The organism is Rhodoferax sp., from assembly GCF_023700745.1.
GTDB lineage: Bacteria > Pseudomonadota > Gammaproteobacteria > Burkholderiales > Burkholderiaceae_C > Rhodoferax.
Window position 1 is genome coordinate 42,519 of record NZ_JAMPYG010000006.1, and the last position, 24,458, is coordinate 66,976.

At 61.8% G+C, this 24,458-nt stretch carries 21 protein-coding genes and 1 riboswitch; of the genes, 8 read left to right on the plus strand and 13 right to left on the minus strand.

What is annotated here, in order from left to right; translation table 11 throughout:
- Positions 1-64: 64 nt before the first annotated feature.
- Both NDJ10_RS07075 and NDJ10_RS07080 read right to left on the minus strand, forming a co-directional pair.
- Positions 65-1,054, minus strand: coding sequence for a tripartite tricarboxylate transporter substrate binding protein (locus tag NDJ10_RS07075; protein ID WP_296160540.1), 990 nt, complete (start codon positions 1,052-1,054; stop codon positions 65-67).
- 39 nt (positions 1,055-1,093) lie between these two features.
- Positions 1,094-2,011, minus strand: a complete 918-nt coding sequence (locus tag NDJ10_RS07080) for a shikimate dehydrogenase (RefSeq protein WP_296160544.1) — start codon at positions 2,009-2,011, stop codon at positions 1,094-1,096.
- A 197-nt stretch (positions 2,012-2,208) separates the two neighbouring features.
- On the opposite strand from NDJ10_RS07080, the gene NDJ10_RS07085 reads away from it, so the two are divergent.
- From NDJ10_RS07085 to NDJ10_RS07095, 3 genes are read left to right on the plus strand one after another with little or no spacing between them, the layout of a single operon-like run.
- Positions 2,209-3,006: an IclR family transcriptional regulator C-terminal domain-containing protein gene (locus tag NDJ10_RS07085; protein ID WP_296160546.1), complete on the plus strand. Its 798-nt coding sequence runs from the start codon at positions 2,209-2,211 to the stop codon at positions 3,004-3,006.
- Between the two features lie 36 nt (positions 3,007-3,042).
- Complete coding sequence (locus NDJ10_RS07090; RefSeq protein ID WP_296160548.1) at positions 3,043-5,256, plus strand: FUSC family membrane protein; 2,214 nt, start codon at positions 3,043-3,045, stop codon at positions 5,254-5,256.
- 25 nt (positions 5,257-5,281) lie between these two features.
- Positions 5,282-6,079, plus strand: a complete 798-nt coding sequence (locus tag NDJ10_RS07095; protein ID WP_296160551.1) for an SDR family oxidoreductase — start codon at positions 5,282-5,284, stop codon at positions 6,077-6,079.
- Between the two features lie 3 nt (positions 6,080-6,082).
- On the opposite strand, the gene NDJ10_RS07100 is transcribed toward NDJ10_RS07095, so the two are convergent.
- The gene (locus tag NDJ10_RS07100; protein WP_296160747.1) at positions 6,083-7,006 is read right to left on the minus strand and encodes a LysR substrate-binding domain-containing protein; all 924 of its coding nucleotides are present in this window, start codon (positions 7,004-7,006) and stop codon (positions 6,083-6,085) included.
- 88 nt (positions 7,007-7,094) lie between these two features.
- Here NDJ10_RS07100 and NDJ10_RS07105 point away from each other — a divergent pair, with 88 nt between their 5' ends.
- From NDJ10_RS07105 to aroE, 4 genes are read left to right on the plus strand one after another with little or no spacing between them, the layout of a single operon-like run.
- Positions 7,095-8,177 carry a Gfo/Idh/MocA family oxidoreductase gene (locus NDJ10_RS07105; protein ID WP_296160553.1) on the plus strand — a complete coding sequence of 361 codons (1,083 nt, stop codon included), beginning with the start codon at positions 7,095-7,097 and terminating at the stop codon, positions 8,175-8,177.
- A gap of 36 nt (positions 8,178-8,213) precedes the next feature.
- Complete coding sequence (locus tag NDJ10_RS07110) at positions 8,214-9,374, plus strand: acyl-CoA dehydrogenase family protein (protein ID WP_296160555.1); 1,161 nt, start codon at positions 8,214-8,216, stop codon at positions 9,372-9,374.
- Positions 9,375-9,392: 18 nt separating this feature from the next.
- Positions 9,393-10,985: a CoA-transferase gene (locus NDJ10_RS07115; protein WP_296160557.1), complete on the plus strand. Its 1,593-nt coding sequence runs from the start codon at positions 9,393-9,395 to the stop codon at positions 10,983-10,985.
- Positions 10,982-11,809, plus strand: a complete 828-nt coding sequence (gene aroE / locus NDJ10_RS07120) for a shikimate dehydrogenase (RefSeq protein WP_296160558.1) — start codon at positions 10,982-10,984, stop codon at positions 11,807-11,809. The genes NDJ10_RS07115 and aroE overlap by 4 nt, the downstream gene beginning before the upstream one ends.
- A gap of 58 nt (positions 11,810-11,867) precedes the next feature.
- Here the strand turns inward: aroE and NDJ10_RS07125 are convergent, their stop codons facing one another.
- From NDJ10_RS07125 to NDJ10_RS07170, 10 genes are all read right to left on the minus strand, one after another.
- On the minus strand, positions 11,868-12,443 hold the full coding sequence (locus NDJ10_RS07125; RefSeq protein WP_296160563.1) for a TMEM165/GDT1 family protein: 576 nt from the start codon (positions 12,441-12,443) through the stop codon (positions 11,868-11,870).
- 4 nt (positions 12,444-12,447) lie between these two features.
- Positions 12,448-12,627, minus strand: a riboswitch (yybP-ykoY riboswitch).
- 92 nt (positions 12,628-12,719) lie between these two features.
- A complete protein-coding gene (aroD, locus tag NDJ10_RS07130) occupies positions 12,720-13,502 on the minus strand; it encodes a type I 3-dehydroquinate dehydratase (RefSeq protein WP_296160565.1) in 783 nt (260 codons plus the stop codon).
- A gap of 210 nt (positions 13,503-13,712) precedes the next feature.
- Positions 13,713-15,182, minus strand: coding sequence for an aldehyde dehydrogenase family protein (locus NDJ10_RS07135; protein WP_296160567.1), 1,470 nt, complete (start codon positions 15,180-15,182; stop codon positions 13,713-13,715).
- Between the two features lie 78 nt (positions 15,183-15,260).
- Positions 15,261-16,064, minus strand: a complete 804-nt coding sequence (locus NDJ10_RS07140) for a sugar phosphate isomerase/epimerase (protein WP_296160569.1) — start codon at positions 16,062-16,064, stop codon at positions 15,261-15,263.
- A 106-nt stretch (positions 16,065-16,170) separates the two neighbouring features.
- Positions 16,171-17,961 (minus strand): thiamine pyrophosphate-binding protein, encoded by a 1,791-nt coding sequence (locus tag NDJ10_RS07145; RefSeq protein ID WP_296160571.1) that lies wholly within the window; start codon positions 17,959-17,961, stop codon positions 16,171-16,173.
- A gap of 346 nt (positions 17,962-18,307) precedes the next feature.
- Positions 18,308-18,934, minus strand: coding sequence for a molecular chaperone TorD family protein (locus NDJ10_RS07150; protein ID WP_296160573.1), 627 nt, complete (start codon positions 18,932-18,934; stop codon positions 18,308-18,310).
- On the minus strand, positions 18,931-21,033 hold the full coding sequence (locus NDJ10_RS07155) for a 4Fe-4S binding protein (RefSeq protein WP_296160575.1): 2,103 nt from the start codon (positions 21,031-21,033) through the stop codon (positions 18,931-18,933). The genes NDJ10_RS07150 and NDJ10_RS07155 overlap by 4 nt, the downstream gene beginning before the upstream one ends.
- Positions 20,915-21,556, minus strand: a complete 642-nt coding sequence (locus NDJ10_RS07160; protein ID WP_296160577.1) for a DUF3306 domain-containing protein — start codon at positions 21,554-21,556, stop codon at positions 20,915-20,917. The genes NDJ10_RS07155 and NDJ10_RS07160 overlap by 119 nt, the downstream gene beginning before the upstream one ends.
- Entirely contained in the window at positions 21,549-22,118 is a 570-nt protein-coding gene (locus NDJ10_RS07165) for a DUF3305 domain-containing protein (RefSeq protein WP_296160579.1), read from the minus strand. The genes NDJ10_RS07160 and NDJ10_RS07165 overlap by 8 nt, the downstream gene beginning before the upstream one ends.
- A 119-nt stretch (positions 22,119-22,237) precedes the next feature.
- Positions 22,238-22,642, minus strand: a complete 405-nt coding sequence (locus NDJ10_RS07170) for a PXPV repeat protein (protein WP_296160581.1) — start codon at positions 22,640-22,642, stop codon at positions 22,238-22,240.
- Positions 22,643-22,829: 187 nt separating this feature from the next.
- On the opposite strand from NDJ10_RS07170, the gene NDJ10_RS07175 reads away from it, so the two are divergent.
- Positions 22,830-24,416: an MFS transporter gene (locus NDJ10_RS07175; RefSeq protein ID WP_296160582.1), complete on the plus strand. Its 1,587-nt coding sequence runs from the start codon at positions 22,830-22,832 to the stop codon at positions 24,414-24,416.
- Positions 24,417-24,458 lie beyond the last annotated feature (42 nt).

The following is a 24,458-nucleotide window of genomic DNA, read 5'->3' on the forward strand; positions in this document are numbered from 1 at the left end:
TGTCTCCTGGTGTACTTGCTTGGCGCGGACCGGGCCGGCACAAGGCCAGCCCGGATTCACGCCCTTACGGCTTGGCAATGCCCAAAGAAGCCGGGTCAACTTTGGCCACGCCGACTTCCTGGTAGGTCCAGGAGGTCACGGATTGCCATTTCTTCAGGAAGGCCTCAGCCTCGGCGCCCGAGATGTTCATCGTCACATTGCCGCGGTCTTTCATGAAGGCGGTGAATTTGGGGTCACTGGCGGCTTTCTTGAAGGCGGCGGTCAGCTTGGCCTTGGCGGCTTCAGGCACGTCTTTTTTCACAAACACGCCATAGAACGGACCCCAGGGCAGGTATTTGCCAAGGCCGGGCAAAGCATCGGTGATGGGGGGTGTGCCTTCATACGCTTCGGAGCTGATGGCAGCCAGCGCTTTCAGGCGGCCAGCCTTGATGTGCTCGGCCGCTGCACCGACGCCGACAAACATGAAGTCAACGTGACCGCCCAGCAGAGCGGTCACACCGGGGCCGTCGCCGGCAAAGGGAACCGGTGTCGTGGGGAACTTGGCCACGGTGGAGATCATGGAGCTCACGGTGAAAGGCAGACCGCCGGTACCGGTCGAGCCTTGCTTGATCTTGCCGGGATTGGCCTGCACGTCGTTCAACAGGTCCTTGAAGGTCTTCCAGGGCTTGTCCACCGTGGTCACGGCCAGCACATTGCCGCGGCCAATGATGTTGACCGGATAAAACTTGGAGTAGTCCAGGTCGCTGATGCCAAGAATGGGGTGAATCTGCGGATTTTCGGCGCCAATCAGCAGGGTGTAGCCGTCAGAGGCCTGCTGGTTGACAAAGTTGGTGGCAATGGCACCCACGCCGCCGGCCTTGTTCTGCAGCACAATTTTCTTGCCCAGGGCTTCTTCAGCCAGAGGCACCAGCGAGCGCGCCACCACGTCAGTGGCGCCACCTGCGCCCCACTGGATGATGCCGGACAGTTCGCGGTCAGGGTAGGTCTGGGCTTGACCCAGGGTTGAAATCAGGGCCAGTGCGGCGCTGGCAAGCAGTTGACGACGTAAGTTCATGGAAGTGTCTCCTCGGTTAAAAAAATGTGGGCGTTTGCCTCACGGGGTTACAAAAAATGGCCTGGAAGCCTGGCTTATTTCATCCAGCAAGGTCTGTGGATAAATCTGTTGCCGGATGGTAGCGGTGTCCTGGCGCAGGGCAGCGGCAATGTCGGTGAAGCCAAAAAAGTCCAGGTACAGGTGCGCTTGCTGGATCAGCATCTCAAAGCCCGGCTCGGCATGCAGGCCCCGGGTCCGGGCCGCACGGACCACCGGGGTCGGGTAGTTTTTCATCACAATGTCCACCAGCGCGGCATGCGGTTCCAGGCGTGCCACATCGCAAGGTAAGGGGTCAGTGGCCCGCAGGCCCAGGGGCGAGGCATTCACCACCAGGTCAAATCCGGCGGGATCGCTGCTGGTGACCGCAAGCAGTTGGGCGGTATCGGTGGCTTGCAGCCGGGCAACGACCTCGGCGGCCTTGCCGGGGGCGGGATCAAAAAAAGCGACACTTGATGCGCTGCCGCTGGCACGGGGCTGCACCAGAGAAGCACCAATGGCTGCAGCAGCGCCACCCGCGCCCACCATCAGCACCTTTTTGCCGGCATAAGGAATGTCAAAGTAATCCAGCGAACAGACAAACCCCTCGCCATCGAACAAACCGCCTTCAAGGGAGCCATCGTCATTGCGCCGGATAGCATTAACGGCGCCGGCCAGGCGGGCCAGATCACTACAGCTGTCAAGCACCGCCATGACCGGTACCTTGTGCGGAATCGTCAGCCACATGCCTTTGATATTTTTCGCCAGAAAAGCCGCTTTGACGAAGGCATGCAGGTGTTGCGGTGCCACTTGAACCGGCACCAGCACGGCATCTCTGCCAAAGCGTGCAAACAAGGGGTTGAATATTTCGGGGGCCAACACCTGCTCAATGGGGTCGCCCAAAATGAGATAGACATCGGTGTCGCCATGGACTGGCGGCATGGATGCCACTTTAATGAGAGGGTTGTTGCGTTGATCGTTCATAATCTTGTTTCCGACTGAACTTTAGCCATTTAAAACTTCGTCAAACAAGCAAATATCTTATTTTCGTACGATAAATGAACTTCAATAATCGATAAACGTACGAAATTCGGGTAACCACTTAGTCCATTTTGTTTCCATCCAACCCAGCAAACAATATGACAAGCCTTGTTTCATCCCAAAAAGTGGCGCCGGGAGCCGCCCTCGACAAGCGCGACTGGATTGCCGGTCTGGAAAAAGGCCTGTCGATCATTGAAGCTTTTGACGATGCCAACCCGCGCATGACCGCCAGCCAGGCCGGTGCGCGCTGCGCCATGACGCGCACGGCGGCGCGGCGCTACCTGCTGACTCTGGTTTACCTCGGTTATGTGGCCACCGACGGCAAGATGTTCTGGCTGACACCCCGCGTGCTGCGCCTGGGTCAGTCCTACCTTGAATCCGCCCGCCTGCCGCGCATCGTGCAACCCTTTTTGCAGCGCGTCACCTCCGGCACACAGGAGATTGCCTACGTGAGCGTGATGGACGGCGACGACGTGGTGTACATCGCACGCAACGGCTCCACGCGCAGCATGAACACCGGCGTGGTGCTGGGCTCGCGCGTGCAGGCGCAAGTCACGGCGGCCGGCATGTTGATGCTGGCGCTGCGCGACCCCGAATGGCTGGAGAACTGGCTGGCCCACCACGAACTCAAGGCCTACACCAGCTACACCATCAACAACAAGGACAGGCTGCGCATCGAGCTGGCGCGTATCCGCCAGCGCGGCTGGGCCATTTCAGAGCAGCAACTGGAGCTGACCTACCGCGGTGTGGCCGTGCCGCTGATTGACCGCAAGGGGGACCTGGTGGGGGCGCTGAATGTGACCATGCCGATGGGCCACGAGAGCAGTGAAGACGCGGTGGCACGCGTGCTGCCGGTGCTGATGGAAACCTCCCGGGCCATGCGCAATCTGATTTGACAAGCAGGTGCAAGCCCGGCATTCCCCCATCTGACCATGCAGCCACACCGCAACTTTGAACGCTACCAGCGCGATGCCTTGCGCATCGCGCTGAGCCATTACGTGACCAATGGTCTGTCGGCAGCGCTGGGTTTGCTGCTCATCTCGGGCTGCATTCACCTGCTGCTGGGGCCCTTTGCCGCAGCCGCCGCCTCGGTGGGCGTGGTGGTGTGTATTCCGCCGGATCAACCCGCCCCGAAACGCGGCAAGTTCTGGCAACTGCTGCCGGCCTTTGTGATTGGCCTGCCGCTCTTTTATGCGGTGCAGGTGCTGCATGCCGCCCCCATTCTGCTCGGCCTGTTACTGGTGCCCGCCAGCTTTCTGGCGTTTCTGGCCGGAGGCTGGGGCAACCGCGGCTTGCCGATTTCAGTGTCAGTCATGTTTGCCATGGTGTTCTCGATGGCGGTGCCTGACCATACCAACAGTACCACCAACCTGGCCACCTGCCTTTATTTCACGCTGGGTGCCGTGTCCTACCTGGTCTGGGCGACGCTGGCCAACGCGGTGCTCAATGCCCGCTACCGCGTGCAAATGCTGGCCGATACCCTGTTCGCCCTGGCCAAGCTGATGCGCTCCCAGGCACAGCAATTCACCCCAGCGAAAGAGGCTGAAAAAGCCAGGCGCGCGCCGCTGATCGGCACACTGCTGCAACAGCAGGCAGCGCTGGCCGACCAGTTGCAGGCAGCACGCAATATTTTGCTGGAGTCCCCCAGCACCACGCGCCGCCAGCAACTGGCCGACATGCTGATCGGGGTGCTGGACATGCGCGACCACCTGCTGGTCTGCAATCTGGACCTCGACACGCTCAGAAACCACCCCGGCCATGAACCGGTGCTGCGCACCCTGAGCGACGTCCTGGAGGCGCTGGCACAGGAAATTGACGCGCTGGCCGATGCCCTGATGCGCGGGCGCACGCCTATGCTGTTTGCCAGCCACCGCCCGCAGCTCGAAAACCTGCAATGGGGCCATGAGGGCACGGTACCAGCCGATGGGACGCCGCCCGCCATATTGGCCATGGGCATGTCAAGCCGCATTGGCCACCTGAATGACGACAGCTTGCGGCTGCTGGCCCTGGCACGCGGCGAACTGGCGCCCAATGTGGGTCTGGTGCGTACCAACTGGCAATTGTTCGTCAGCCCCACCGTCTGGTCCTGGGAACCCTTTTATGCACTCTGGCGCTGGAACGCCCCGCCCCTGCGCCACGCCATCCGGGCGGCACTGGCCATCGGCACGGCTTACGCGGTCTCGCTGGTTTTGCCCTGGGGCAGCCATGATTACTGGATACTGGTCACCATCGTGGTGGTGCTGCGCGGCAGCCTGGCCCAAACGCTGGAGCGGCGCAACAGCCGCGCCATGGGTACGCTGATCGGCTGCGTGCTGGCGGGCCTGCTGCTGTACGCGCACATCACCCCGCTGCTGGTGCTGCTCATGGTCACGTTGGCACAAGCCCTGGCCCACGCCTTTGCGATCAGGAAATACCTGGTCACGGCCATCGCCGCCACGGTGTTGGGCTTGCTGCAAGTGCAGATGCTCAACGCCGGGCCGAGCCCGGTCTTTGATGTGGTGGAGCGCATGGCAGACACCCTGATCGGGGTCGCGATTGCCTGGGCTTTCAGCTATGTGCTGCCGTCCTGGGAGCGTGGCCAGATTGCCGCCCTGGTCAAACGTGCCCTGGCCGCGCAGGCACGACATGCGCGCGTGGCCTTGGGGCTCTGGCAGTTGCAGGCGGTGGACAACGCGCCCGAGCTGCAATGGCGGCTGGCACGGCGCGAGGCTTTTGACAGCCTCTCGGCCCTGGTGCAGGCAACCCAGCGCTCCTTGTCCGAGCCACGTGCCGTGCGTCCACCGCTGGTGCCGCTGGGGCGCTTGCTGGCCCTGAGCTACCAGCTACTGGCCCAGCTGACCACGGTCAAGACCATGCTGCTGTTGCAACGTGAACGCCTGACACCCCATGAGGTTGACCTGCCATTGCAACAGACGGCACACACCATCGAAGCCGCTCTTGAGGCACGGTCTGCACTGGCGCAGACCGACCTACCGGCCACCGCTGCGCTCGAATGGTCGGTGCTGGGCGACCCTTTTGATGGCGACCTCAGTCCTTGGCTGCTGCGCCGCCTGCGCCTGGCCGAAAGCATTGCACTGGAATTGCGCAGCCATGCGGATCAGGTGGTGCGTAAACTCGCCGCGGCAAACACCGCAAAACACCCTTGACTCGGAAAACTCAGGATCAAAAACCATGGATTTAAAACTTCAGAACCAGCATGTGCTGATCACCGGCGCAAGCAAGGGCATCGGCCTGGCCTGTGCCCGGCTGTTTCTTCAGGAAGGCGCGCAAGTGACGCTGGTGGCACGGGACATGGCGCGCCTGGAGGCCGCCAGGGCGACGCTGTTGCGCGACGCGCCCGCTGCCAGCGGCCGTATTACCATCATCGGTGCTGACCTGAAAGACCCGGTGCAGGCCAGCGCGATGGTGGACCAAGCCCAGCACCAGGGTGGCCCGGTTGACGTGTTGGTCAACTGCGCCGGTGCCGCACAGCGCACACCGCCGGCCGAACTCACGGCCCAGCGCTGGCTTGATGCCATGCAAGCCAAATACTTCACCTACATCCATGTCATGGATCCGCTGATCAAACAGATGGCCGAGCGCGGCCAAGGCGTGATTGTCAACGTGGTCGGCATGGGCGGCAAGGTGGCCAGCCCGATCCATTTGCCGGGCGGCTCGGCCAACGCCGCGCTGATGCTGGCCAGTGTTGGCCTGGCCAACGCCTACGCGCGCCAGGGCGTGCGGGTCAATGTGGTCAACCCGGGGCTGACGCTGACCGAACGGCTGCAGGAAGGCCTGGTCGCCGATGCCCGGCTGCAACACATCAGCACCGAGGAAGCCCTGACGCTGGCCCATGCGCACTTGCCCTTGGGGCGCATTGCCGAGCCCGAAGAAATCGCCAACGCGGTGGTGTTTCTGGCTTCGTCCCGGGCGAGCTACATCAATGGCGCGGTGTTGTCGATGGACGGCGGCCTGACGCCGATGGTCTAGCCCTCACACCACCGAGGTGTCCAGCGCATAAGGCCCCTTTTGGAGCTGGCTGATGATCTGCTGCGTGCACACGCGCAGCTTGGCTGACTGGCTTGTCCGGCTGGCGGTCACGGCCCAGACATTGGCGCTTTGGTTGTATTGCGGCAGCACCCGCACCAAGGTCCCTTGCTGCAGGTCAGGTGCCACGTCCCAGCTCGCCAACGGGATGATGCCCAGGCCCTGGCAGGCCCAGGTGCGCACCACATCGGCCTGGTTGGAGCCCATCGAGCCCGTCACCTTGACGGTTTCCGGGCCATTGGGCCCTTGCAAGCGCCAGACGCCAAAAGTCTGGTGGCGTTCGCGGTACAACAGGCAGTCGTGACTGGCCAGATCGGCCAGTGATTTTGGTTGGCCGCGGCGCGCCAGGTAGTCGGGTGCCGCGCACAGCACCCGCACGTTGTTGGCCACCGGATGCGCCACCAGATGCGGTTCGGTGACTTCACCCATGCGAACGTCAATGTCAAAGCCTTCGCCCAGCAGGTCCACCCGGCGGTCCATCACTTCCAGCCAGATGTCCAGCTCAGGGTAGGCACGCCGCATGTCCGCCAGGATCGGGGCCAGGTGGTGACGGCCCAGGCGCAGACTGGTGCTGATGCGCAAGGGCCCTGCCGGCAAGGCGTGCGCACCTGCAACACCCTGGTTGAGTTCATCCGCGGCGTCCAGCACCTTGCGCGCCCAGCCATACGCCGTTTCCCCGGCTTCACTGATCAACACCCGCCGGGTTGTGCGGTGAAACAGCACCACACCCAGGGCTTTCTCCAGATTGGCGACACGCTTGGTGACGTAAGCAGGCGAAATGCCGAGTTCGGTGGCGGCACCCACAAAACTTGAGCGCCGAGCGACTTGGCAAAACACACGCAAGTCGGTCATATCCCATTGATTGTTCATCATTGGTTAATTGTCAATGTAGTTTTAAATGAATTGTATTTTTATTTGTTCACAGTAAAGTTCCACCACTCCAAGGAAACGCAAACCCATGAACAAAATTCGCATTGCCATTGCCGGCGCAGGCACCATCGGCCAGGCCCATATAGCCGTGGCGCAAGGCAGCCCGGACTGCACGCTGAGCGCCATTGTTGACCCGTCGCCGGCGGCGGTCGCGGTTGCCAAGGCGGCGAAGGTGCCGCTGTTTACTTCTTTGGACGAGCTGCTGGCCACCGGGCGCCCTGATGGCGTGTTGCTGGCCACACCCAACCACCTGCATGTGCCGCAGGCCCTGCAGTGCATCGAGGCCGGTCTGCCGATTCTGCTGGAAAAACCGATCGCCACCACCGTGGCCCAGGGTGAACAGCTGCTGAAGGTGGTGAATGCCACCGGTGCCAAGGTGCTGATCGGACACCACCGCGCCCACAGCCCGATCATGGCCAAGGCCAAAGAGGTGGTGCAGTCGGGCCAGCTCGGTCAACTGGTGGCCGTCGTGGGCAGTGCCACATTTTTCAAGCCGGACGATTACTTTGACAGTGCCCCGTGGCGGCGGGAGCTGGGCGCGGGCCCGATTTTGATCAACATGATCCACGAGGTGCACAACCTGCGCATGCTGTGCGGCGACATTGTGGCGGTGCAGGCCTTTGCCAGCCATGCCACACGCGGCTTTGCCGTGGAGGACAGCGTGGCCATCAACCTGCGTTTTGCCAGTGGCGTGTTGGGCAGCTTCATGCTGTCCGACACTGCGGCCTGCGCCCGCAGCTGGGAACAAACCTCGCAGGAAAACAAGGCCTACGCGAGCTACGACGACGAAGACTGCTACGTGATCAGCGGCACCAACGGCACGCTGTCGGTACCGACCATGCGCCTGAAGACCTATGCCCGCCCCGAGGACCGCTCGTGGTGGAAAGAATTCGAAGTGGGTACCGTGGGCATGGTGCGCGAAGACCCGCTCAAGCACCAGATGGCGCACTTTTGCGCTGTCATTCGCGGCGAGGCCGAGCCCCTGGTCAGCGCCCGCGATGGCCTGGAGAACCTGCGCGTCACGGAAGCCATTGCCAACGCGGCCAAAACCGGCCAGACCATTCATCTTAGTCAGTTGGGGTCAGAGCACGTCGCTGTGCGAATGCTCTGACCCGCAAAGTATCACAAACCAACCGGAGACCCAGTCATGGACTTTTCCCTCAACGACGAACAAAAAATGATGATCGACACCCTGCGTCGCTTCATCGCCGAAGAACTGCACCCGCTTGAAGACGAACTGGAAGACCAAGGTTTCCTGGCCAGGGAAAAAGCCATGGCGGTGTTTGAAAAATCCCGTGAACTCGGTCTGTATGCGCTGAACATGCCGGCCGAACTGGGCGGTGGCGGTTTATCGGTGCTGGACCGCATCATTTGCGAAGAGCAGTTTGGCCATACTTCCGACTACCTGATCCGCCGCGCCTTCGGCAATGTGTACGAACCCCTGCTGGAATGCAAGGGTGCGCAGGTGGACCGCTGGCTCAAACCGACGGTGGCGGGTGCGCGCACCTGCTCGATTGCCATCACCGAATCGGGTGCCGGCTCCGATGCGGCAGGCATCAAGACGAACGCCCGCAAGACCGAGTCCGGCTGGGTGCTCAATGGCAGCAAGTGCTTCATCAGCGACGGCGAGTGGAGCGACTTCTTTCTGGTATCGGCCAAGACCGGCGAAAAAGAAATTTCCATGTTCATGGTCGACAAGGGTCTGCCCGGCTTCGAGATCGGCAAGGACCAGAAGATGATGGGCCTGCGCGGCACCCCGCACCTGGAACTGTTTTTTGACGATGTAGTGCTGGAGGACGAGAGCTTGCTGGGCGCACAGGGCCAGGGTTTCAAGTTGGCCATGGGCGCGCTCAACGTGGTACGGCTGGCACAGGTGGGCGCCCGCGCGGTAGGCAAGGCCAGCCATGTGCTCGAATTGATGCTGGATTACGTCAACGAGCGCAAACAGTTCGGTCAGAAAATTGGCGACTTCCAGATGGTGCAACAGCAGATTGCCGACAGCGTGATCGAGGTCAACGCGGCCCGCTGGATGGTCTACCAGGCCGCCTGGATGCTGGACCAGGGGTTTGATGCGCGTGAGCAGATTGCCATGGTCAAGGTGCTGGCCGCCGAGACGCTGGGTAAAGTGGTGGACCGCGCGGTGCAGCTCTTTGGCGGCATGGGCTTTTGCAAGGAGCTGCCGATCGAGCGCTACTACCGCGATGCGCGTGTCTACCGCATCTTTGACGGCACCAGCGAAATCCACCGCACCGTGGTGGCCAGGACGGCCATGAAAAAAGGTGCCGTGCTGTTTGACGTGCACCGTTAAGCGCAGGACCGACACACCATGAGCAACTCCAAATTCATGACGGCAGCACAGGCCGCAGAACTCATCAACGACAACGATACGGTTGGCCTGATGGGCGGTGGCGGTGGACTGATGGAAGCCACCTGCCTGTTCGAGGCGGTGCAGGCACGTTTTTTTGGCACACAAACACCGCGCGATCTCACGGTGGTGCACGCGCTGGGCATAGGCGACAAAAAAACCAAGGGCATGAACTGTTTCGCCCATGAGGGACTGGTCAAAAAGGTCATTGGCGGCCACTGGGTCTGGTCACCCACCATGCAGAAACTGGCGCAGGACGAAAAGATCGAGGCCTACATCCTCCCCGGCGGCGTCTCCAGCCAGTTGCTGCGCGAAATCGGTGCCGGTCGGCCCGGCTTGTTCACCCATGTGGGGCTGGGCACAGTGTGCGATCCGCGCCAGGGCGGTGGCCGCATGAACGCCTCGGCCAAGGACGATCTGGCGGAAGTGGTGCAGATGGACGGGCGCGAGTACCTGCGCTACAAGCCGTTTCCGGTCAACGTGGCGCTGGTGCGCGCCAGCGCCGCCGACGAAGACGGCAACATCAGTTTTGAGCACGAGGTCGCCAACGTCGACGCGCAGTCGCTGGCGCTGGCCGCACGCAACAGCGGTGGCAAGGTGATTGTGCAGGTCCGTGAACGCCTCCCCAAGGGGGCGCTGAAGGCGCGCGAGGTGCGCATTCCGTCGGCCTGGGTCGATGCCATCGTGGTCGATCCGCAGCAAAAAGCCAGCTACGACATTGACTTCGACCCGGCCCTGAGCGGCGAGCTGACGGGCGCAGCCCGTGACCGCAGCGAGGCTGCCGACCATGCGGCAGAAAAAGCGGCGGCCAACGTCGCTTTCAGCGAGCGCCAGGCGGTGGCCCGCCGCGCCGCGCTGGAGCTATTCAACACCGGCAAGGCGCGCCCGGTCGTCAACTACGGCGTGGGTGTGCCCGACGCCGTGGCCAAGCTGATTGCCGCACGCGGCGAGCAGCACCGCATTTACCAGACCATCGAACACGGCACCTACGGCGGCACCCTGATGGATGGTGTGCTGTTTGGCTATGCCCGCAACGCCACCGCCATGCTCGACGCCGCCACGCAGTTCGACTTTTACGCCGGCGGTGGCCTGGATGTCGCCTTTTTGGGCTTTGGTGAGTTTGATGCGCAGGGCAACGTCAACGTCAGCAAATTGGGCGGCCTGACGGTGGGGCCGGGCGGCTTTATCGACATTGCCCAGAACGCCCGCAAAGTGGTGTTTTGCGGCACCATGGCCGCCAAGGGTGTCCAGCTCCGGACCGGTGACGGCCAGATGCGTGTGCTGCAACAGGGCGCCATCAAAAAGCTGCTGCCCCAGGTGGAACAAATTACTTTTAGCGGCAGTGAGGCGCTCAAGCGCGGCCAGACCGTGCTGTTCCTGACCGAACGCGCCAGCTTCCGGCTCACTGCCCTGGGCGTCGAGCTGTTTGAAATCGCCCCGGGCATTGACTTGCAGCGCGACGTGCTGGAGCAGATGGCCTTTGTGCCTCGGCTGAGCCCCGCGCTGGCCGTCATGCCGGCCGATTTGTTTACTGCCAACACCAACGCATCATGACCGACCTTTATGCCGTGATCGGCAACCCCATCAGCCAGACCAAATCGCCGTTCATCCATGGGCTGTACGCCAAGGCCTGCGACCAGGACATGGCCTACACCGCTCTGGAGGGACCGCTTGGCGGCTTCGCCAGCGCGGTCGATGCTTTTCGCGGCGCGGGCGGGCGCGGCCTGAACGTGACCGTGCCGTTCAAGATGGACGCCTGCGCCTACGCCACCACGCTGTCCGGGCGGGCGCGTCTGGCCGGGGCGGTCAACGCGCTGAAGTTCGAGGGCGACCAGGTCTGGGGAGAAAACTTTGACGGCGTGGGTCTGGTGCGTGACGTGACGCACAACCTGGGCCTTGCGCTGCGCAACAAGCGCGTGCTGCTGCTGGGTGCGGGTGGTGCCGCGCGCGGCGCCTTGCTGCCCTTTCTGCACGAACAGCCGGCCAGCCTGACCATCGCCAATCGCACGCTGTCCAAAGCGGTCACACTGGCGGCAGAGGTCGCCGCTCAGGCGCAGGTCACGGCTTGCGGCTACGCCGACCTGGAGGGACAAGCGTTTGATCTGGTGTTCAACGCCACGTCGGCCAGTTTGCGCGGTGAACTGCCCCCCGTGCCCGCCAGTGTTTTTGCACCAGGCAGTCTGGCTTACGAGTTGGCCTATGGCAAGGGCTTGACGCCGTTTTTGCGGCTGGCAAGTGACGCCGGTGTGACTCAGCTTGCCGATGGTGTCGGCATGTTGGCCGAACAGGCCGCAGAGGCATTTTTATGGTGGCGCGGCGTGCGACCTGACACCCGGCCGGTCATGGCGCAGTTGACGGTGCCCCTGTCCGGGTCGTAACGCCACCTCTCGACGCGGTCAGGCAAGGCAGCGCCTCGAAGTCGAACGCGATCAGTAGCTACTGAAACAATTTGTCCACCTGGAAGATGGTCAGGAAACCCATGACGGCGAAGATCCCTGCTGCAATGGCGTGAACCAACTTCATCGGGATCCTGGCGGCAAACTTGTTGCCAACGAACACGGCGGGTACGTCGGCCACCAGCATGCCCAAGGTGGTTCCCGCAATCACCAGCAAAGGCGCGCCATAGTGGGCAGCCAGGGCGACCGTGGCAATCTGCGTTTTGTCACCCATTTCTGCCAGGAAGAAGGTGACCAGGGTCGCGCCGAACACGCCAAGATGCTTGGCCACCTGCGTCTCCTCCTCCTCGATCTTGTCGGGGATCAGGGTCCAGATGGCCATGCCAATGAATGAGCCGCCAAGAATCCAGCGCATCACCTCCGGGCTGACCACCGAGGTAATCCAGGCACCCAGCGCACCCGCCAAGCCATGATTCACCAGCGTGGCCACCAGGATACCGGCAATGATGGGAAGGGGCTTCTTGAAGCGTGCCGCCAGGATGAAGGCAAGCAGTTGGGTCTTGTCGCCGATTTCAGCGAGGGCGACGACACCCGTAGAGATAAATAAGGCTTCCATGAGGGGTTCCAGGGCCGGACAAAAAACAATGACCATGGCGCCTCCCCGGCCAAACCGGAAGCAACATGGTCAAAGGTCTTGTCAAGTTTGAAACCGCTTGCGCCATGGTCAAACGATGACCAAGTATGTTGACGCAAGCCCCTTCGAAGGGCTCGAAAGGAGACTACTCCCCAGTGACGGTCGGATTTTAACTGACAAAATCAGCGATCCGGCCCGACGCTGTTTGAAGATCCGTTCGGCCCATGGCCAACACCGGATCTGAACGTCAAGGAACGCTTACTTGCCGCCAATCGACTTCTGCAAGATCGCCAGCACCGTGTTCAGGTCTTCAATCGGTACCTGACCCGGTGCCGAGCTGCTGGCGCCGACGGCGAACGTCAGGCTGGAACCAAAGGCCCAGCCAAACAGGCGCGTCATGGCGCCATAAGGCCCCATCGACATGCTGATCAGCGGAATGCGCAGTTTTTTGCTGGCTTCGCGGGTGGCGGTCAGCAGCGTCAGCACATCGTCGAGGTCGCGTGGCATCACTGCTACCTTGGCCACGTCAGCCCCCAACTGGTCGGCGGCCAGGAACTTGGCCACCAGCGTCTCCATCCCCGGCGTGAAAGAGAAATTGTGGAACGACAGCACCAGCTTGATGTTGTTGGCCTTGGCTGCCGCACGCACCCGCACGATATTGGCGGCGTCGTTGGCCATTTCGTAGTCGATCAGGTCGATGCATTGACTCTCGCAGACCGCCGTGTACATGGCAATCACCTGGTCTTCGTTCAACGCGATTTTTTCGCCGCCCTCAAGGGTGGAACGGCGGGTGAACAACACGGGGATGTTGCCCGCGGCCTGCTTGATGGCACGCGCCGTGGCAATGACGGCAGCGCTGTCACCAATGGCTTCAAAAAAGTCAACCCGCCATTCCAGCACGTCGGGCTGCTTGGGCAGCACCACGGCCAGTTCAGCCAGCAGCTGTTCCTGTGTACGGCCGACCAGCGGGGTGCAGATCAGCGGAAATTTTCCGCCGGCGATGGGTTGTCCGTGCAATTCAATGGGTCTGGATGTTTGCATGTTTTGCTCCATTAATAAAAAAAGCCTGCCAGCGCCCTGAGGGCACAAGCAGGCACTTTAACGCGATATGGCCTGAAGGAGCTGCACCCTGTGGGAGCGGCGCCCTCGCCGCGAATACCCCCTGAACAGCCTTCGGCCCGAGGGCGGGCCTTCCACAAAGGCAGGCCCCCACGCGCTGCGAGGGCGCCGCTCCTACAAATTGCAGCACTTTCAGCAGGCGCTGGCCATGTCCTCGGCGGTGAAATCGCCTTCTTCCAGGGCCGGATCATAGAACTCGCCAAACAGCTCCTGGTCAGAGGGGCGGTCTTCCTTGATCGGCACCGACACCCAGGTGGTGTTCATGTAGTGCTTGAGGCTCACGTTTTCGCTGATCACGTTGCCGCCCCAGGTACCGCAGCCCAGGCTGGAGGTCATCGGCATGCCGTTGTTGAAGGCGCCCGCGTTGGCCTTGCTTTGTGGCTGGCGCACCATCATGCGGCTCACCGGCGCGGCCATCGCCAGCTGGTGGATGTGCTCGGGGTTGAAGGAATAGATGCCGCAGGAGTGGCCCTTGCCGCCCACGTTGTAAATGCCGCGCATCATGCTCAGGGCTTCGTCAAACGTGCCGTACTTGTAAACCGCCAGCAGCGTGGTGAGCTTCTCACCCGAGTAGGGGTAGGCTTTGCCGATGCCGTCACCGCGCACGATGATGAACTTGCGGTCGGCCGGGATGCTGAAACCAGCGGCCTCGGCCAGCTTTTGCGGTGCCACGGCCACGGTGTCGGCCAGGCGATGACCTTCGTCGTCCCACATGGCTTTGCGCAGCTTGGCTTTTTCTTCGTCATTGGCCAGGTAGCCGCCTTCTTTCTGCAACTGCGCCAGCATCGCGTCAAAAATCGATTCCTGGATGATCAGGTTGCCGTCGGCCGAGCAGCCCGAGCCAAAGTCGGAGGTCTTGCTCAAACGGGTGTTCAGCGCAGCTTCCTCGATGTTGGCGGTCTCGTCGATCACCATGGTCGAGTTGCCGGCGCCCACGCCGTATGCCGGGGTGCCGGAGCTGTAGGCGGCACGCACCATGGGCTGACCGCCGGTGGCGATCACCAGGTCGGCTTCGGCCATCAGGGCTTGCGACATCGGGATATTCACCTTGGTCAGGCATTGCAGCAGGTCAGCCGGTGCGCCTTCGCGTTCCAGCGCTTCGCGCATCAGGCGAACGGTCTCAAAACTGGTCTTCTTGGCACGCGGGTGCGGCGAGAAGATGACGGCATCACGTGCCTTGATGGCGTAGATGGCGTTGCCAGCGGGGGTCAGGTCGGGGTTGGTGGTGGGCACGATGCAAGCCACGACGCCGGCGGGTTTGCCGTATTTGACGATGCCTTTTTCAGGGATTTCCTCGATGATGCCCACGCTCTTCTGGCGCAGCGCATCACGCAGGATGCCACGGATTTTCAGGCGCTTGCCCATGCGGCTGTCCGGGTCGCCCAAGCGGCTCTCGGCAATGCCTTGCGCCACCAGATTGGTGAAGGTCTTCTTGTTGGCCACGGCCCAGGCCACCGCCTGGCACAGGCGGTCAACACGAGCCTGGTCGTAGGTTTCGATGATGGCCAGTGCGGCGCGGGCGCGGGCAAAGGCGTTGTCGAGTTCTTCGCGCTGTTCGGCGTTGATCTCGGTCTTTTTGAGTTCGGGCGGAATATTGCTCATGGTGGATCTCCTGTAGGGTGGTAGGTAGGTTAAGGATGCGTCCTTGCGATGCAACCAACAAGTGGTACTGCTCGCGTCTCAATCCAGGTGCGCCTGTGCGGTTTTCAGGGCCCGGCGGGCGTATTCTTCAAAACCGATTTCAGCAGCCAGCGCGTCACCCGGAATTTCCAGGCAGTAGGTGATCGGGTCAGGCAGGCAGGCCAGGATATCTTTCACGCCAAAGTCGCCATCACCAGGGAAGTAGCGCAGGCTGCGGGCTTCGTGCAGGATGCTGTCCATGCCGGGGGCGATGGTTCTGGGGCCGTCGCACACGTGGGCAAAGTGGAACCATTCACGCGGCAGGACTTTCAGCGCTTCCAGGCTGGAATTGGAGCGAAAGAAATGCAGCATGTCAACCAACATGCCGGCGTTGTCACGCTTGACGGTGTTGAGCACGGTGGTCGCTGTTTCCAGGTTGCCGGTCTCGGTCCACCACGGAAATTCCAGGCTGACGGTGATGCCCAGCGGCTTGGCGTAATCACACAGCTTGGCAAAACGCTCGTGGGCACGCTCGCGATTGGGATCGGGCAATTGGCAAATGACGTGGTGCGCGCCCAGCTCCGCCGTGGCTTCCAGCATCGGAATATAGCTCTCGGCATCGTGGCTGGGGTCCATGCGGGCCAGCTCAACGTCCCACACCTTGACGCCTGTGGCAGCCAGTCTGGCTTTGGTGGCGGCCATGGCCGTCTTGCTGGTGATGATGGGGTACAGCGGCTCGGCATCGGTGACCCGACTTAGACGCAGACCCACAAAGTCGTAGCCGGTTTTGGCAGCCACTTCAATCAAATCCACCGGAGGCAGCGCCATGGCTGTCAGGTGGGCCAGTGAGTAATCGTGTTTCATAATGATTTTTTGATTTGATTTTTTGCAGGCGTCGCGCGCTCACGACAAGGCTGCTGGTGTGCGGGCCTTCGCGGCGGGGGCGCCGCTCCTACAAAGACAGAAGGACTTATTTGACCTGTCCTCCCGCCGCAGCGATGGCGCTGGTATCGGCGTGGTGCACTTTCTTGCCGGGCGAGTAGATGTCCATGATGTTCCAGTGGCCAGCGGTCTCGACCGGCGCGTTTTGCATGGCCACGTCGATGACAAACGGGCGCTTGGCGGCCATGGCCTTTTCCAGCGCGGGTTTGAATTCGTCCGCCGAAGTCACACGCACACCTTCGGCACCGTAGGCCCGGGCGATGGCCGCAAAGTCGGCCTGGAACGGTGCGCCGTCCTTGAAGAACAGCGTGCCGACGGTCGTGCCGTAGTGCGCCAGTTGCAGCCCGGCAATGGTGCCGAAGGCGCAGTTGTTCATGATCACCCAGATGACAGGCACATTGCTTTCCACCGCGGTGGCCAGCATGGCCGGGTTCTGGCCAAAACCGCCGTCACCCACCAGCGACACCACCACACGGTCCGGGCAGGCCAGCTTGGCACCAATGGCTGCCGGTGCACCAAAACCCATGGTGGCGAAACCACCGGGGGTCAGGATGCTGCCCGGGGTGTAGATGTCGAACTGCTGACCCACGCCATTCTTGTTCCAGCCCACGTCGGTGGTGATGATGACGTCACGCGGCAGGACCGCACGGGCATCGGCCAGAATGCGCTCGGGGCGCATCGGGAAGGCCTGGCTTTGCTGGGCAGCCACCAGACCGGCCTTGAAGGTGCTGCGGTTGACAGCCATCTCGGCTTTCAGTGCATCATTCCTGAAACCCTGCGGATAGCGCTGTTTGGCGACACGGTTCAAGACTTTCAACGCCTGCTTGAGGTCGGCCACGGCACCGATCTGGACCGGGTAATTGCGGCCGATTTCGCTGGGGTCGATGTCGATGTGGATCAGCTTGGTCTTGGTGAAGTCAAAGGTGTACTCGTTTTCCCAGGAGCTGCAATCGGCTTCGGCAAAACGCGTGCCCAGGCCGAACACCAGGTCCGCATGGAGGCACTTGTCATTGATGAACTGGGTGCCCCAGAAGCCGGTCATACCCAAAATGAAGGGATGGTCGTCCGGCAGCACACCCTTGCCCATCAGGCTGTGCGACACCGGCAGGCTCATGTGATTGACAAACTCTTCGAGCTCGGCCGTGGCATTGGCCAGCACCACGCCGCCACCGACGTGGAGCTGAGGACGCTTGGCGGCCACCAGGGCCTCGATGATTTGCGTGGCGACCTCGTCGTCAATCGACGGCGTGTGCAACTTCTTGGTGTGCAGCTTCAGTTTGGCAAACAGTTCAACGTCCACTTCCTTGGAGAAAATGTCCATCGGCACCGACACCAGCACCGGGCCGGGACGGCCGCTCTCGGCCAGCTGGAAGGCTTTTTCCAGGATTTCGGGGAACAGGTCGGGGCGCTCGACACGCCAGACGCGCTTGCAGAACGGGCGGTAGATTTCCGACTGTGCTGCGTCCGCATGCAGGTTGACTTCCTGGTGCGGGTGCTTGCCATAGTAGTGGCTTGGCACGTCACCGGCAATGACCACCATCGGCACCGAATCCAGCGCCGCATTGGCGACACCGGTGGAGGCGTTGGTCAGGCCGGGGCCGAGGTGGCTCAGGACCACCGCAGTGGTTTTTTTGGCGCGGGCGTAACCGTCGGCGGCATGGGCAGCCACCTGCTCGTGGCGGGTGTTGATGAATTTGATGCTGCTTTTTTCCAGCGCTGTCAGCACAGCAATGTTGGTATGGCCGCAGAGGCCAAAAAGGTACTCAACGCCGCGGTCTTCAAGGTACTTGACCAGTTGGTGCGAAATCAGATCCTGCATTTTTGTCTCCTGATATGAATGAACTGTGTTGTCTTTGAGAAGTGACCCAAACGTGCGATAAACAGATAAATCCCAAAAAGTCTCGCTACTTTATCTATTTCACAAAAAAATTTTGAACTAAATTGTTCATAGTCGTTCGTTAATCGCTCATTATTGTTCGATTAATGAATCAAATAAGGGTTTATACCTAATCACGATGGCTTTCACCGCGCCTCGCCATGACGGTGCTGTGGCGGTCACTGGGTTCGCAATGGCGCTGATCTTTTACGTGAATCAAGCCTCCGCAGAAGCTTATCCAACCAGCCCTTGCGGGTGGTCAATCAGGATATGGACGTGTCAGGTCAAGCTAGGCTGACAACATGTCGAAGCCTTGTGCCTCGACACTCGCAAAGGCACGGGTCAGCTCTGCCAACGCCGAATAAAAACGCGCTTTGGGGTGCTGTTGAATGGCATCGCACATCTGCCCCACCCAAGGCTGCAGATGGACGGCAAAAAAGGCTTGCTGACGCGCCAGGTTGGCCACCGCCACATCGTCACCGGCAATCAGGTAACGCATCACCTCGCACAGGTAGGCGATATGGTCTTCGGTGTCCGACATGGCTTCATCCCGCGCCAAACCCAGGCTATTGAGTTCGGTGCGCAAGCGTGCCAGTGGTTTTTCGTTGAGGAATCCGCTCAGGTAATGCGAGCCATACAGGTAGACCTCGGGCTTGCCAACACCGCCAAACAGGGCGTTGTACTCATCGGCCATGTCGTCATCGCCCAACTCGCGGGCCAGCCCGACCAGGGTGCGCCAGGGGGCCTCCAGAAAGCCGCCAGCCGCTGGTGACTCGGTGACGGCCACACGCACATTCGCCAACAATTGCGGGCTGGGTGGCGCATAGTACAGCTGGGCCAGCAGACCATACAACTCGGCCCGGGCCGTTTCCTCGTCGAGCGCGCTGCTCGTGGCAGTTTCTGGCAATGGCATCATGATTCGAGATCCGTGATTTTGATTTCGTTGTCGGCCGAATAAATGTCGATGACGCGGCAGTCACCGCACATTTTCAGCCGCTCCAGCGCCGCGCCCTGGAACATGCTGTGACCCGCCAATTTGCCCAACATGCCCTCGATCGCCTTGAGCGTGCCAAAGGGTTTGCCGCAGCGCACGCAGGCGTAGGGCTGCATCTCGTTGAGCACCACATGCGCCTTGCGCCGTGTGTCGAGATTGAGCCGGGGCACCAGACTGAGTGCTTTTTCCGGACAGGTTGCGACACACAGGCCGCACTGCACACAATTTTTCTCAATAAAACGAAGCTGCGGCGCCTGGGCGTTGTCGGCCAGTGCGCTGGCCGGGCAGGCATTGACGCAGCTCAGGCACAGCGTGCAGCTGTCCTTGTTGATGGCCAGACCGCCCAGCGGCGAAGCACTGGCTGGCAAGGCAATGCACTCAGCGCCGGGCTTGGGCGCGTGGCTGATCAGGTGGTCCAGCGCCAGCTCCAGCGTGGCGCGTTTGTCCAGCTGAACCGCAAAACCAGCATGGCGCGCCGGGGCCTGCGCGGGAGCCGCTCGCAAGTCGCGGTCGAGCGCCGCCAGGTCGCGCGCATCGCGCACCTGCAGTAGTTTGAAATGTTCGCCGGCGTAGCCCAGTCCGGTCAGGATCGCCTGGGCCACGGCCATCTGCGCGCGCAACGCCTCGGCATACTGCGGTGCTTCCTCGTCGGTCAGCAGCAGCCAGACCTGACTTGCACCATAGGCCACGGCGCTCAGCCACAGCTCCAGGCCGGTCGATGCCGTGTGCCACAGTGCCACCGGCAGCACGCGCGCAGGCACGCCATGGGTGCCATCCTTTTGGCCCTTTTCCAGTTGCGCGGCGCGGCCCAGGTCGCCCAGCAGGCGCGCCCCCAAGCCCTGGCTGTGCAACAGCAGCGCGGCGTCCTTGCCGCCGCTGCGCTGGTAAGTGGCCAGCAGCGTTTTGAACTTAACGCCCTGGTCGCTGGCGCGCGGGTAAGCGAAGCCCATGGCCCCGGTCGGGCACACCGTGCTGCAGGTGCCGCACCCTACGCACAAGTTGGGGTTCACCTTGATTTGTTGACGCTTGAAATCACTGCTGATGGCACTGGCCGAACAGACGTCGATGCAGGCCGTGCAGCCCAGCTTGTCGTTGCGGCTGTGGGCGCAGAGCTTTTGCCGGTAGCTGAAGAACTTCGGTTTTTCGAACTCGCCGACCAGCTCGCGCCAGGCCAGCAGCGCGGTCACATCGCGCCCGTTCCAATGCAGGTAACCCTGCGGCTTGGCATGCTGGCTGAATGCGGGCGTTGGCCGCAAGTCCAGCACGAGGTCAAAGCTGTCGGTATGGCTTTGCGGCGCGCGGTTGAAGTCGATGGCACCGGCCACCTTGCACACCTTGACGCAGACGCGGTTGGCATCGCAAGCCTGCAGGTCGATCTGGTAGTCCAGGCCAATGGCGTCTTCGGGGCAGACAGCCAAGCAGGCATTGCAACGGGTGCACAGGTCCAGATCGATCGGATTGTTTTGCTGCCAGTTCAGCTCGAACGCGCCGAGCCAGCCTGTCAGTGACTGGATCTGGCCACCGAGCACCGGGTAACGCCGCTCCTGCGCCGCGCCCAGGTCGCCGGCGCCTTGTGTGAACAGGGTGACATCCAACGCATCACCCAGCAAGCCGGCCGCCAGCTCCGCCGCCCCCAGCTCACCAATCACCAGGGCCCGCCCGGCACTCTGGTAGCTGACGGTGGCCACAGGTTCGGGTTCAGGCAGATGCGCCGCCGCCAGCAGGGCGGCGATCTTGGGGCTGGCCTGGGTCGCGTCGCGGCTCCAGCCACCGGTTTCGCGGATGTTGACGAATCTGATCGGTGTGCTCAATTTGGCCTGGTCAGCCAGTTCGTTGAACAAGCGGGTTTCCTGGGTGCAGGCCACCACCAGTTCCCCGCCCTGACCGGCCGCTTGCAGGAACTCAGCGGCCTGGCGGCGGCACAGGCTCGAATGCAGGGTCAGCGGCTCGTTCAGGCTCGCACTCAGGGCCTGCGGGTCGAGCGGCATGGTCCGGTTGCAGTCGCAAATCAGTGTGGTCATGGTGAGGGTCCGGATCTTGTGGTGGAGTCATGCCCACCGCTGGAGGTGCAGGCATGGCCGAACTGGCGGGCGGTATTGACTCAGAAACTGGCATTTGTTCTTCGTCGTCAAACAACTTGAGAAACTTGGCGCTGGCCATCTGGCGCAACATGGCAGCGGGCATGGGGTCGGGCCGGGAATAGTCGTCGATGTAAATGTCCAAGCCGTCCATCACGTTGTAATGCGGATCGGTAAAAAGCTTTTTCATGGCAGCGTTGCGCACCTCGGGCGCCACGTCACGCGCAAGAAAAGGGGCAAAGTTGCTGTCAGCGCGCAAGGCCTGCACATCGACCAGTGTCGGGACTGGCGCCGGCGCACACTCCTGAGCTTGCGGCCTTGAGGTTTCAGGCACTGAACCAGTCTCAGTCTCAGTTTCAGTTTCAGCGACCCAAACACGCTGGTCGATGGGTGGTTCTGGCACGTCCCTACCCTCGCGCAACGCCTGTTTACGCTGCGACCAGCGGCTCAAAAAACCGTCAGCCACGATGGTCCCCCTGATCTTTGCCAAAGGATTTTCCGGTGCTGATGGAAACCGGATTGCCAAAACGGTCGGTGAGCGACTTGAAGCTCTCGGGCCGCTTGCGCCGTTTGGGCTCAACCACGTAATGTTCATCCACAAAGGCCTGCAACCACTGCACCACCGGTACGGGGGCGGCCACCTGCTCAACGGTTTCCTGGGCATCGAGCCAGCGGCCCGCGTCGTAATAGCTCAGGCTGACCACCACCGGCTTCGGGATAGGCTCTGCAGCCACGCTGGGTTCGTCCTCCATGCGCCACAAGACAAACCAGCTGGGCACGTCGGTGCTGGCATTGAGGTAATAGCCCTCGCCATCGTCCTTGAACAGCTCCACCTTCAGGCCGCCGTGCAACCAACGTTGCTCTTGCTCATTTTGGTACAGCAGGCGCGGCTCGGTGCCAAAGCCGGCTTCGTTCATGACCACTTCGGCGAGCTGCCAACGCCAGGGCTGCCAGCGGGCAGCCGGCCCGGTGTTGGCCAAGCGCTGCATGATCACGGCAACTTCAATGAACGGGCGTAAGGTCGACATAAGGCTTTGAACTGTAACGGATTCAAATGCACCTTGCCAGCACCGGGCCGCCGAGGCATCACGACAGCGAACGGTGCATGTGTCTGCCCGAATTGTGCGTGCCTGACTTACATTGAGGTTTACCTGCGGTATGGATTGTCCGGGAGGCGGTCGTAGCGATTGCGAACACCATCGCCGTCACGATCGCGGTCCCACCGGTTCATGATGCCATCGTGGTCGCGGTCGCCATAAGAGCCGCGGCGTTGCCAGTTCTGCCAGCCATAGTGCCGACCATTGTCAAAGCGCTGATAGTGACCGGGCACGGGCATGAAGACTGGCCGGGGTTGCACATACACAGGCGCCGGTTGTATATAAACAGGTGCTGGTTGTACATAAACAGGTGCTGGTTGCACGTAAACGCCTGGTACCTGCACACCGATGGAAAAGTACACATCGCTGCGGGCGTGCGCCGACGAAGCCGCCGCGAAAGCGCCCAGTGCGAGCGCAACTGCTGCCATCGATTTGGGGGAAATAAGATGTTTCATAAAAACTCCTTGCGTTGGTATGGATCACATCTTGCGCTTTCGTACATGAACGAAAGCTGAACCGATGCAAGAAATATCTGGAGCAGCATGGAAGTCAAGCGGCCAGATGCATCGACTCGAGCGGACCGGGTGATGAATTCGCCTATCATCCCCATCCATGTCTGAACAGCGCATACCTTCGGGGCAAATGAGCGTTCCCGACGACGAACTCTCGCCCCTGGCACCGTTTCGCTCGCCGGTGTTTCGCATGCTGTGGAGCACCTGGCTGGTGGCCAACATCTGCCTGTGGATGAGCGAGGTGGCTGCCGCCTGGATGATGACCTCGCTGACCACCACCCCGCTGTGGGTGGCCCTGGTACAGACGGCCGCCAGTTTGCCGATGTTCCTGCTGGGCCTGCCCAGCGGCGCCTTTGCAGACATTCTGGACCGCAGGCGCTATTTCCTCATGACCCAGGTCTGGATTGCTTTTGTGGCGAGCCTGCTGAGCCTGACGATCTTTCTGGACCTGTTGTCGCCGGGGTTGCTGCTGGTTCTGGTGTTTGCCAACGGCATTGGCCTGGCGATGCGCTGGCCGGTGTTCTCGGCCATCGTCCCCGAACTGGTTTCGCGCGCCCAATTGCCCGCCGCCCTGGCGCTCAACGGCGTTTCCATGAACGCCTCGCGCATCATCGGTCCGCTGCTGGCCGGCGCCATCATCGCCAGCGTGGGCAGCGCCTGGGTGTTTTTACTCAATGCGGTGCTGTCCTTGGTTGCCGCAGTGGTGATTTCGCGCTGGAAGCGCGAGCACCGCCCACACCACCTGGGGCGCGAGCGCCTGGTCAGCGCCATGCGCATCGGGCTGCAGTATGTGTCCCAGTCGGCCCACCTCAAAGGGGTGTTGCTGCGCATTGCCGTCTTCTTCTTTACCTCCACCGGACTGCTGGCCTTGCTGCCGCTGGTGGCACGCGGTCTGCATGGCGGCGGAGCCGGCACCTTTACCCTGCTGCTGGCCTGCATGGGCGCAGGCGCCATTGCCGCCACCGGTTTTCTCCCAAGGCTGCGCCGTCAATTCCCACGCGATCGCCTGATCCTGAGTGGCGCCGCCTTGCAGTCGCTCGCGATGCTCGTGATTGCCCTGACACCCCATACCTGGGTCGCGGCGCCAGCCATGCTGTGTGCGGGTGCGGCCTGGATCACCACGGCCAACACGCTGAGCGTCTCCGCCCAGATGGGCCTGCCCGACTGGGTGCGCGCCCGCGGCATGTCCATGTACCAAATGGCCATCATGGGTGCCAGCGCCAGCGGCGCTGCCGTCTGGGGCCAGGTGGCCACGCTCAGCAGCGTGTCTATCAGTGTTGTACTGGCGGCTTTGGCCGGTGTGCTGACCATGGCGCTGGTCAATCGCCTCATGCCCGGACAAGGCATGGTCGAGGATTTGACACCTTCCCATTCATTCAAGGTGCCGCAGGCCGACGAGCCCCCTGAGCAGGGTCATGTGATGGTGATGATCGAGTACCAGATTGATCCGGCGCGCACGGCCGAGTTCCATGCCCTGATGCGCGAGAGCCGCAGCAGTCGCTTGCGTCATGGCGCCCTGTCGTGGGAACTGCTGCAGGACATCAACGAGCCCGGGCGCTTTGTCGAGATGATCGAGGACGAGTCCTGGACCGATCACCTGCGCCGTTTTGACCGCGTGACGGCGGCCGATGTGGCGCTGCATGATCGCAAGCTGGCCTTTCACATCGGCGCGTCCCCACCCCGGGTCACGCGCAGTGTCATGGCGTCCACGTTATGAGCGGATTTGGCATCTAGAGTCACAGCTCACCTTGATTTACCA